Source organism: Pseudoselenomonas caprae, assembly GCF_008271345.1.
GTDB classification, from domain to species: domain Bacteria; phylum Bacillota; class Negativicutes; order Selenomonadales; family Selenomonadaceae; genus Selenomonas_A; species Selenomonas_A caprae.
This window is the reverse complement of the sequence record NZ_VTOZ01000045.1, coordinates 1-9308: the sequence shown is the minus strand read 5'-3', so window position 1 is coordinate 9308 and position 9308 is coordinate 1. Positions and strand designations below refer to the sequence as shown.

The following is a 9308-nucleotide window of genomic DNA, read 5'->3' as shown; positions in this document are numbered from 1 at the left end:
CAAGGAGCGTCAGTGGGCTTTTTCGATTCGTTCAAAATAGACTTGATATAGCTTAGCTAAGTTTATATGCTATCTTTAGGGGAATAGTTCTATATAAATTTAGAGCTCCAAGGAGTTTTGCTTTATTATGGAGAAATTATAGGTAGGCGCTTTATGATTGATGTGAAATGATATATTATTGAGAGTAGTTTTGTTTTATTGGCAGAGTACGATATAATCATCGAGTATTGTTTTAAGAGGTGTGTAAAATGAATTTAAAAGATTACACAATCTATATTGATGGTGAAGATAGAACGAAGGATATAGCCTACTGTGAACAAATCAGTAATACATCTGTGTGGAAAATAAAATTTCATAATAGAGATAAAGTATATACATATAAAGTTGGGAGAATAGTTGTTAAAGCTAATAATGTTAAAGATAGTAATGTTTTTGAATATTTAAAACGATTAGCTGAACTTAATCCTTTGTTGGGGGATAATAATAAAAGAATAATGCTTGGAATATATAATAAAATCAAGTATATAAATCCTTTAAGTGTATTGTATGGTTACATGAATGGATCGCTCGATAATAAACATAAAAAAGATACGGATGAACTTATTTTTCCATTTGAAGTCAATAGGAGTCAGATGAAGGCGGTGGAAAATGCTTTTCGGTATCAAGTTACTGTTATTGAGGGACCGCCAGGAACAGGGAAGACGCAAACGATATTGAACATTATAGCAAATGTCATATTGCGTGGACAGACGGTTCAAATAGTATCTAACAATAATTCGGCTGTTGATAACGTGCTTGAAAAATTAGAAAGTAACAAGCTGAAATTTATTGCGGCAATGCTTGGGAACGGCGCTAATAAGCAGAAATTCCTTGTGGAACAAGTGGGATGTTATCCGGAATATTTGTCCAAATGGGCTTATGATGGTGATGTATTAGAGCTAAAAAAAGAAAACAAATCACGTTTAACAAAGCTGCAAGAAATATTTGATGCACAAGTTGAAAAAGCAAAAGTTGATGGTGAATTGAATGGATTCTTATTAGAAAAGAAATATTTTGAAAGATATTTAGAAGATAATGCTGTTACAATACAAAAGATTTCAAGTGTGTATAGTATTTCATCAAAACGAGTGCTAGACTTGATAGATGATTGTGAAAGGAATAAAACAAGTAATATAGTATCGTATGTCTTATCCTGTGCTTTGCGTGCGGTTAAATATGGAATATGGAATTGGACTGTTTGGTCGAAGGATAGTAGACAGATTATAGCATCGTTACAATATAAGTTTTATCAATTAAAAGAAAATGAGTTAAAAGAAAAGCAAAAAGAAATAGAGCGCTTGTTGAGTAATAGAGATAGTAGTTTATTAGATAAGATGTGTAAAGATTCGATGATTATCTTACAAGACTGCTTGAGTAAGAAGTTTACGTGTAATGAAAAACGTATGGCTTTTAATCAGGGAGATTTTATGCACAAAGCGAATCAGTTTATATATGAGTATCCTGTAGTGCTTAGCACAGCGTTTTCATCAGCAAGGTGTCTATCTGATGATGTGATGTATGACTATGTCATAATGGATGAGGCTTCCCAAGTAGATGTAGCTACAGGTGCTTTAGCTTTGCTCCGTGCCAAAAATGCAATAATTGTAGGAGATTCAAAGCAATTGCCCAATATAGTTGATAAAAAATATAGACAGTATGCAGAGCGAATATTTGAAGACGCTTCTGTGAGAGCCTGTTATAAATATACATACAGTTTCCTTCAATCGATTAAGATGGAGCTTGCTGAAGAACAGTGCGTTTTATTGCGAGAACATTATCGTTGTCATCCACGTATTATTGATTTTTGCAATAAAAAATTTTATCGCGATGAATTAGTGATTATGACAGCGAATGGCGTAGATGATGATGTAATGAAGGTAATAATGACAAATGAAGGGGGGCATGGTAAGGAGGATAGGTATAATCAGCGTGAAATAGATGTGATAAAAGAAGAAGTGTTACAAGAAATGGGCGATATGGAAGATATAGGGATTATCAGTCCGTACCGCAACCAAGTTGAAAAATTAAAAGAGGAAATACATAATGTAGAAATAGATACTGTTCATAAGTTTCAAGGGAGAGAAAAATCATGTATTATCATTTCAACGGTAGATAATCAGATTAGTGATTTTGTTGATAATTCTAATATGATTAATGTAGCTGTGTCGCGAGCAAAAAAAAAATTATTCCTGGTTACAACAGGAAATAGACAAAGTCGAAGTGGTAATATAGCTGATTTGATAGAATATATACGATATAATAATGGTGAAATACGAGAAAGTAAAATCAGTTCTATATTTGATTATTTATATAAACAATATACAGATAGACGAATCGAATATATCCGTAAACATAAGCGTATATCACAATATGATTCTGAAAATCTTATGTATGGGTTATTGGAGGATATTTTACAAGGTGATGATTTTGCGGCATTAGAAGTGATTTGTCATTTGCCTTTAAGTATGCTGATTAATTTAAAATATGACAGCAATCTAAGCCAAGAAGAAAGGAGTTTTGTACGTAATCCTTTTTCGCATATTGATTTTGTAATTGTAAATAAAGTTAGTAAATTGCCGGTATTGTTGATTGAAGTAGATGGAGTAGCTTTTCATAAACTAGGGACTGAACAAGCTAGAAGAGATGCGTTAAAAAATAGTGTCATAACTAAATATAATCTGCCGTTTCTTCGCTTGCCTACAAATGGAAGTGAAGAGAAGAAAAAGATTGTTGAAAAATTGAGGAATTTGATTCGAGTGGATTCAACTTGTAGGAATTAAAGATGGGGTTCAGGGCTTTTAGGAGTGATGAAAATGTTAAGCAGGCGTTCATTTATTCGCAATTTAGTGGTCGGTCTTGGGGCGCTGACCTTTGGCGGCTGGCAAAGGCTGGTTAGTGCCGAAGGGCGGGGGTATTACCGGATTGTCGTGCTTGGCGACCCGCATCTGCCGGTGCGCGTGGCTGAGCATACGGATGTCAAGGAACAGCAGAAAATCATGGCGGCCAAGGACGATGTGATTGCCGATATCAATGGCTGGGAGGATGTGTCAGCAGTCGCTGTAGTGGGCGATATTGTCGCGCGGCGGGCGGTGCAGTCTGAATATGAGTATGTCCACTCGTTCTTTGGCAAACTAAAGAAGAAACTCTGGGTCGTCAACGGCAATCACGAGTTCCTTTATGAAGATGGGGTGCAGCCCAATGGAAAGCTGAAAGTAGCCAGCCTTGCGACTTGGCGCAGGAAACTTGCTTATTTTGCTGCGTTCTGGCAGCTGCCGCGGCGCTGGTATGCCAAAGACCTTGGCCGGTATCATCTGATTTTCCTGTCGACGGAGGGACCGCTGCCCACGCAGATTGGCGAGGAACAGCTGGAGTGGTTCCGCAAGGATCTGGCCAAGCATCGCGACAAGACCACGCTGGTCTTTTTCCATGGGCCCCTCAACCATACCTTGCTGAACTATAAGAAATCCGTCAATACCCCCAAGACCATTGCGATGCCCGCCGATGCAATCGATGCGATCCTGACCGAGAATCCCCAGGTGAGGCTGTGGGTATCGGGACATACGCACACGCCGTGCAATAACCCGAGCTATGCCGATAAGGAGGTCAACCGCTATAACGAGCATACGTATAATATCCACAACGATTGCATGGACAGGAAGAAGATAACGACCAATTCCATCTACTTGTATGAGGATCATATCGAAGTCCGTACCTTTGACCATAAGCATAAGAAATGGCTAACAGGATTTGACCGGTCATTTTGACATGTCAGATCCTGTTAGCCAGGGCATGTTCTTATTTTTTCGCCAGCACGAAGACGGTGCCCAGGATGAGGGCTGTGCCGAGGTAATCCAGCGGGGCAAAGCTGGCGTTCAGGAAGACCATGGAGAGGATGATGGCAGATAGGGGCTCGATGGAGCCCAAGAGGCTGGTTTCGGTGGGGGAGATGTATTTGATGCTGCCGAGATAGCAGCCGAAGGCAATGATGGTACCAAAGAGGATGATGTAGGCGTAGATGATGGCTGCCAGACTGTTCCAGGTGCCAGAAAACTGCCAGGGGGGACAGAGGGGCATCAGCGCAAGCCCGCCCAGCAGCATGCCCCAGCCGGTGATCAGTGTGGCCCGCCATTTGCGGATGAGGCGTTTGGGCTGGGTGGTGTAAAAGGCGGCGGCAAAAGCGGAGCCAAGCCCCCAGAGCAGTGCGGCAAGCGGAATCGACAGCGTATCGAGACGCCCATGGGTGACCAGCAGGAAGGTACCGCCTACGGCCATCGCCACGCAGAGGAATTCGCGGCGGGGCGGTATCTTGCGGGTGGAGAGGGCTGTATAGCCGATGATTATCACGGGCATCAAGTATTGCAGGATGGTAGCTGCGGCGGCATTGCCCTGCTGGATGCAGGCAAAATACGTATATTGTACGGCCAGCATGCCGAAGATGGCAAATAGCAGCACGTCGTGCCTGTCCTGCTTGTCTTTCCAGATGGACAGGATATTTTGCCGGTAGCAGCAGTAATCGATGAGCAGGAACAGGCAGCCAGCGAGCAGCATGCGGGACACTACGAGCCAGGCGGTAGAAAAGCCGCAATCCTGCAGCAGGTATTGTCCTGCCACACCGCTGCCGCCCCACATCGAGGCGCCGAGGCAGACCATGAGCAGGCCTTGTTTTCGTTTGGTCAAATCTTCATCCCCTTAGCAGGCAAATATCCTTGTGGTTAAAAAGTGCCACTTCTTTCGCAAAAGACGATTACGCGTCATTGCGAAAGAAGTGGCATTTCGTTTATTTTTTCTTTGGATATACGCCGATGGTCAGTTCATTGATAAGCGGCAGCTTTTCGCCAAGCTTGCGGCAGAGGATTGCGCCGAGCATGGCGAGGATAAGAGTCGCAAAGTAGAAGGCAATGGCAATCGGTGCGGTCATGATGCGGCCGCTGTGTTGCAGCATCATGCCAAGATAGGTGATGGCCAGTGGATGGGCCAGATAGGCAAAATAGGAATGCTTGCCGAGCTGGTGCAGCAACGGATTGAGGAAGCCCGGATAGCTTTGGTAGGTGAAAACCATAAAGAAGAACAGCGATGCTGCGATGGTGTAGAAGATGCCCGCTGGGCAGAGCTGATGCGCCGTGTTGATGGCCTCCAGCGGCGTGTAGCCAGTCTTATCGATCAGCTTATAGTAGTAGGCCATGAGGGCGGCAAAGCTTACCCAGAAGAAGGTCGTGATGCCCAGGGCGTGCTTTTTCATAAAGTTCATGAAGGCATCGATATGGACGGCCAGATAGCCGCCGAGCACGAAGATGAATACGTAGTGCATGACCCAGTAGTTCAAGCGGTACATCAGGAAGGGCTTTAGGATTGACCCGTCAGGCAGGCTGTAGACAAAGAGATTGAAGCTCGTGGAAAAGCTCGACCAGTAATCAAAGCCGATCTGGGCGAGCAGCAGCAGCGTAAGGCTTGCCTTGCCGGCATGACGCACCATCCAGATCCAAAGCGGCATCAGGAGGTAGAACCAGAGCAGGATGACAAGGAAGTAGAGCTGGTACTTCGCATTGCCGAAGAACAAGAGGACGATGAGATGCAGCGGATCGGGAAAGCCCACGCCGTAGAGCCAGCCGTCATGCAAAAGGTAGAGGAACGACCAGACAAGATACGGTACAAGCACTGTCTTGAAGCGGCGCTTCATGAAATCACGGAAGTCAAACGGAGCGTTTAGATCCAGATTATAGAACAGGCCGAAGGCGGAGATGAAGAAGAAGATCGGCACACTGAAACGTGTGGCGACCTCGAAGAGGGCGATGAGATCGACGTTCGCCGCTGTATTGGCAAGGTATTGGGAGCCGACATGGATGCCGATGACGCCCATCATAGAGATTCCGCGGATGTATTCGATAGCTGCCAGCCGCGGTTTGCGCGGCCGGGAAACTGTTGCTGCTTGTTCTTGCATGAAAATAAAAACTCCTTACTGCTTGTATTGGTGGGATCAGTCTTCCAGGATGTAGTCAATGTGCACGCGTGCCGTGAGCGACAGGCTGCCCGGCTCGATGGTCGTAGCGGCAGCTGTCTTGGCAGCGGCAAGCATCATATTGTCATAGCGGCGCGATTCGAGATAGCCCGTGCTTTCGGATACGTTCTGGATGCCAACGATGCGTTTGCCAAGTCCCTTGGCGAGAATCTCGGCCTTGTCACGTGCATCCTGGACAGCCTTCAGCAGGGCTTCCTTACGGACGGCCTGGGTGTTGCCTGCGGCGAAGTCGAGGGAATGGATCTCGTTGGCCCCTGCGCCGAGCGCTGCGTCGATGACCTTGCCGGTTTGCTTGATGTCGCGGACGATGACGATGATGGAATTATTCACCGTATAGCCGCTGATTTCGTTGCGATGGTTCTCTGCCGTGCGGTAATTGGGATGGAACGAATAATTGTTGGTCTGGATATCCTTGGTTTCGATACCGAGGGCCTTGATGGCCTTGTTGACCTGCTCAGTCGTCCAGGCGTTATCGTTCTGTGCCTTGCCGGCGTCGCTGGCCTGCGAAGTCACACCAATCGTGATTGTTGCGCGATCGGGGGTGGCAATGCCGGTGCCTTCGCCATCCACGGACAAGGTCGGCAGATTCTTGGCCGCTGGTGCGGCGGCTGCTACATTAGCTATCAGCAGCATCAAGGCTGCGAAAATCAATACGATGCGTTTGCTGTTCATAGGAACCTCCTTTGAAATCTTAGGAAAATTTTCCTTACTATCATATCATATTTTGCTGGGAAATGACATGTTTGTGCCGGTAGCGCGAGCGGCCTGGCTGTTTATGGTTTACAAGGTTACAGAAAAAGTTTTCCATATGGCAGGAGATTTGCTATAATTAGAAGAACATATAATAATATTCACAGATTATATGGAATTCTTACACCTAGGTACAATGGTAGATTGGAGTGCTTTAGTATGATGGCATTGAACTTCCAGGCAGCAAAACACAAAAAGATGCTCATGGAACGCACGAAAAACTGTACGGTACGTCTTGGCGATGTATCCAAACTCTATCCCGAAGGCTCTGTCGTGTGGATCACGACGGGCAAAAAGGGCGAGCCGAAGCATAAGCTCTACTCGGCCTATCTCGACAAGGTTCGCGTCAAGACGATGGGCACGCTGACGTCCGACGATCTGGGGCATCAGAATCCGGAAATCAATTCCAAAGAGGAACTCGTGGCAGATTTCGAGAAAATATACAAACGCCGCATCCTTATGGAAGATACCGTGACGGTAATCTATTTCACCGAGGTACATGACGATTTGTGATTTTTGTAAGGCGCAGGGAATCGCTATAGCGCAAGCGTACTGAAAGCGTACTAAAAAATAGGAGTGGCACAGACGGGACAGATGATCTGTGTCACTCCTTTTATGTGGTGGCGTAAGGATGGGACAGGTTATTTGACATGTCAGCTTAGACCCGCAAGTTTTCAGGCGCCCCAGGCAAAGGTGGCCCAGCGGTCGTTGGCTTTGGGCAGCAGCAGGGCAAATAGCTTGCCGCGCAGGGTGTATTTTTGCATTTCTTCGTTGAAGCTGTGCTCTTCGAGCAGGCGGATGCCGTCGGTCAGGTCAGCGATTTCCTGGGCGGAGTCGGTGCCGGAACGGAAATGGGCGTTGGTGCTTTTGACGGTATCGTGATGTTTCTCGTTGCGCATCATCAGTTTGCTGTTTTGTTCGGCAATCAGAATGCCCCGCGGGAAATTATTCTTCAGTGTATCAAGCAGTGTGCGGATTTGCTCGAGCGTGAAATACATGAACAGTCCCTCAGCAAGAAATACTGGCGGGGACTGCCGGCCGGTGAGCACTTTGTTTACTTCGGCGCACCAGCTGCTTTCTAGCACGTTGCCGGGGAGCATGGTCACGCGTTCTTGCTCGGGAAAGGCTTTTTTGCGGGCGGCAATCGAGTCGGGAAGATCCAGGTCGAACCACCAGATTTGGCCGTTATCCATACGGGCGAACCGGTTGTCAAAGCCAGCGCCGATATTTACGATTACGGTGTCTGGTGCTTGGGCGATGATTGCCTTTAATTGGCGATCGAGCATGATGGTCCGGGCGACAACTCCCTCATGGGATAGAAATTTATCGTAGGGAGCCGTATCGATATTTAGTGCCTGGATGATTTCGACTGCTTTGGGATCTTGGATGCGGGCATTGGGCCGCAAGGTCTCGTTGGCTTTGATTGCCAGCGGAATGAGTGCCGTTGTCTGCACGTCGCCTAATTCAAGTTCCATGATAACCTCCAATCGTCATATATGAGAATAAATATCAATTACTTAGCCATATGCTACCATAAGCCAATGGATGTGTCAATGGGCAGGAGAGGGCGCTGTGGTTGGCGGTTAATCTGTTTTGCGGTAGAATATAGAGGTTGCTGAGGATTTATTGCTGGGAGGAAATGTTATGCTTCATATAGGTTGTCATTTGTCATCGTCGCGCGGGTATCTGGCAATGGGAAGGGAAGCTTTGTCCATGCAGGCCGATACGTTTGCATTTTTCACGCGCAATCCACGGGGCGGCCGCGCGAAGGAAATCGATGCGGCCGATGCAGCGGCTTTTTGTGATTTTGCCGCGGAACATGGCTTCGTGAAATTGGTAGCGCATGCACCGTATACGATGAATCCCTGTGCGGCCAAGGAAAATCTGCGCGTGTTTGCCCGTGAGATGATGGCAGATGATCTGCGGCGCATGGAGTACACGCCGGACAATTATTATAATTTCCATCCGGGCAGTCATGTAGGGCAGGGGGCAGCAGCTGGCATTGCGCTTATCACGGAGCAGCTCAATGCGGTACTGCGTCCGGAGCAATCGACAATCGTACTGCTGGAGACAATGGCCGGCAAGGGTACGGAAGTCGGGCGGTCGTTTGCTGAGCTGCGGGCAATCCTTGACGGAGTAGAGCTGGGCGAAAAAATGGGCGTCTGTCTCGATACTTGCCATATCTGGGACGCAGGCTATGATATCGTAAACGATCTCGATGGCGTGCTGGCAGAGTTTGACCATACGATCGGACTTGAAAGGCTCAAGGCGGTGCATCTTAATGACAGCTTAAATGGCTGTGGCTCACATAAAGATCGCCATGCGCGGATCGGGGAAGGAGAGATCGGCCTTACTGCTTTGCAGCGGGTAGTAAATCATCCGGCGCTTCGTGGTCTGCCTTTCATTCTCGAGACGCCGAATGACCATGATGGCTATGCGCGGGAAATCCAATTGCTGCGCAGTTGATGTTCTTGCGCTTTTCAGATAGTTTTCTTATAATAGG

8 protein-coding genes are annotated in these 9308 nt (G+C 46.8%); 4 read left to right on the top strand and 4 right to left on the bottom strand.

Going from position 1 to position 9308, the window contains the following annotated elements; all coding sequences use genetic code 11:
- Positions 1-248 precede the first annotated feature (248 nt).
- Together FZ041_RS14000 and FZ041_RS13995 are read left to right on the top strand one after the other, a co-directional pair.
- Positions 249-2819 carry an AAA domain-containing protein gene (locus FZ041_RS14000; RefSeq protein ID WP_149190014.1) on the top strand — a complete coding sequence of 857 codons (2571 nt, stop codon included), beginning with the start codon at positions 249-251 and terminating at the stop codon, positions 2817-2819.
- Between the two features lie 33 nt (positions 2820-2852).
- Positions 2853-3803: a metallophosphoesterase family protein gene (locus FZ041_RS13995; RefSeq protein ID WP_187626390.1), complete on the top strand. Its 951-nt coding sequence runs from the start codon at positions 2853-2855 to the stop codon at positions 3801-3803.
- A gap of 31 nt (positions 3804-3834) precedes the next feature.
- On the opposite strand, the gene FZ041_RS13990 is transcribed toward FZ041_RS13995, so the two are convergent.
- From FZ041_RS13990 to FZ041_RS13980, 3 genes are all read right to left on the bottom strand, one after another.
- Positions 3835-4716: a DMT family transporter gene (locus FZ041_RS13990; RefSeq protein WP_149190012.1), complete on the bottom strand. Its 882-nt coding sequence runs from the start codon at positions 4714-4716 to the stop codon at positions 3835-3837.
- Between the two features lie 100 nt (positions 4717-4816).
- Positions 4817-5977, bottom strand: coding sequence for an acyltransferase (locus FZ041_RS13985; RefSeq protein ID WP_149190011.1), 1161 nt, complete (start codon positions 5975-5977; stop codon positions 4817-4819).
- Between the two features lie 36 nt (positions 5978-6013).
- On the bottom strand, positions 6014-6727 hold the full coding sequence (locus FZ041_RS13980) for an SIMPL domain-containing protein (protein WP_149190010.1): 714 nt from the start codon (positions 6725-6727) through the stop codon (positions 6014-6016).
- 237 nt (positions 6728-6964) lie between these two features.
- Between FZ041_RS13980 and FZ041_RS13975 the strand changes: the two genes are divergently transcribed.
- On the top strand, positions 6965-7318 hold the full coding sequence (locus FZ041_RS13975; RefSeq protein WP_075442600.1) for an ASCH domain-containing protein: 354 nt from the start codon (positions 6965-6967) through the stop codon (positions 7316-7318).
- A 161-nt stretch (positions 7319-7479) separates the two neighbouring features.
- Here FZ041_RS13975 and FZ041_RS13970 read toward each other — a convergent pair whose 3' ends face one another.
- Positions 7480-8280, bottom strand: coding sequence for a class I SAM-dependent methyltransferase (locus FZ041_RS13970; protein ID WP_149190009.1), 801 nt, complete (start codon positions 8278-8280; stop codon positions 7480-7482).
- A gap of 169 nt (positions 8281-8449) precedes the next feature.
- On the opposite strand from FZ041_RS13970, the gene FZ041_RS13965 reads away from it, so the two are divergent.
- Positions 8450-9271 (top strand): deoxyribonuclease IV, encoded by an 822-nt coding sequence (locus tag FZ041_RS13965; RefSeq protein WP_075442605.1) that lies wholly within the window; start codon positions 8450-8452, stop codon positions 9269-9271.
- The last annotated feature ends 37 nt before the right edge of the window (positions 9272-9308 follow it).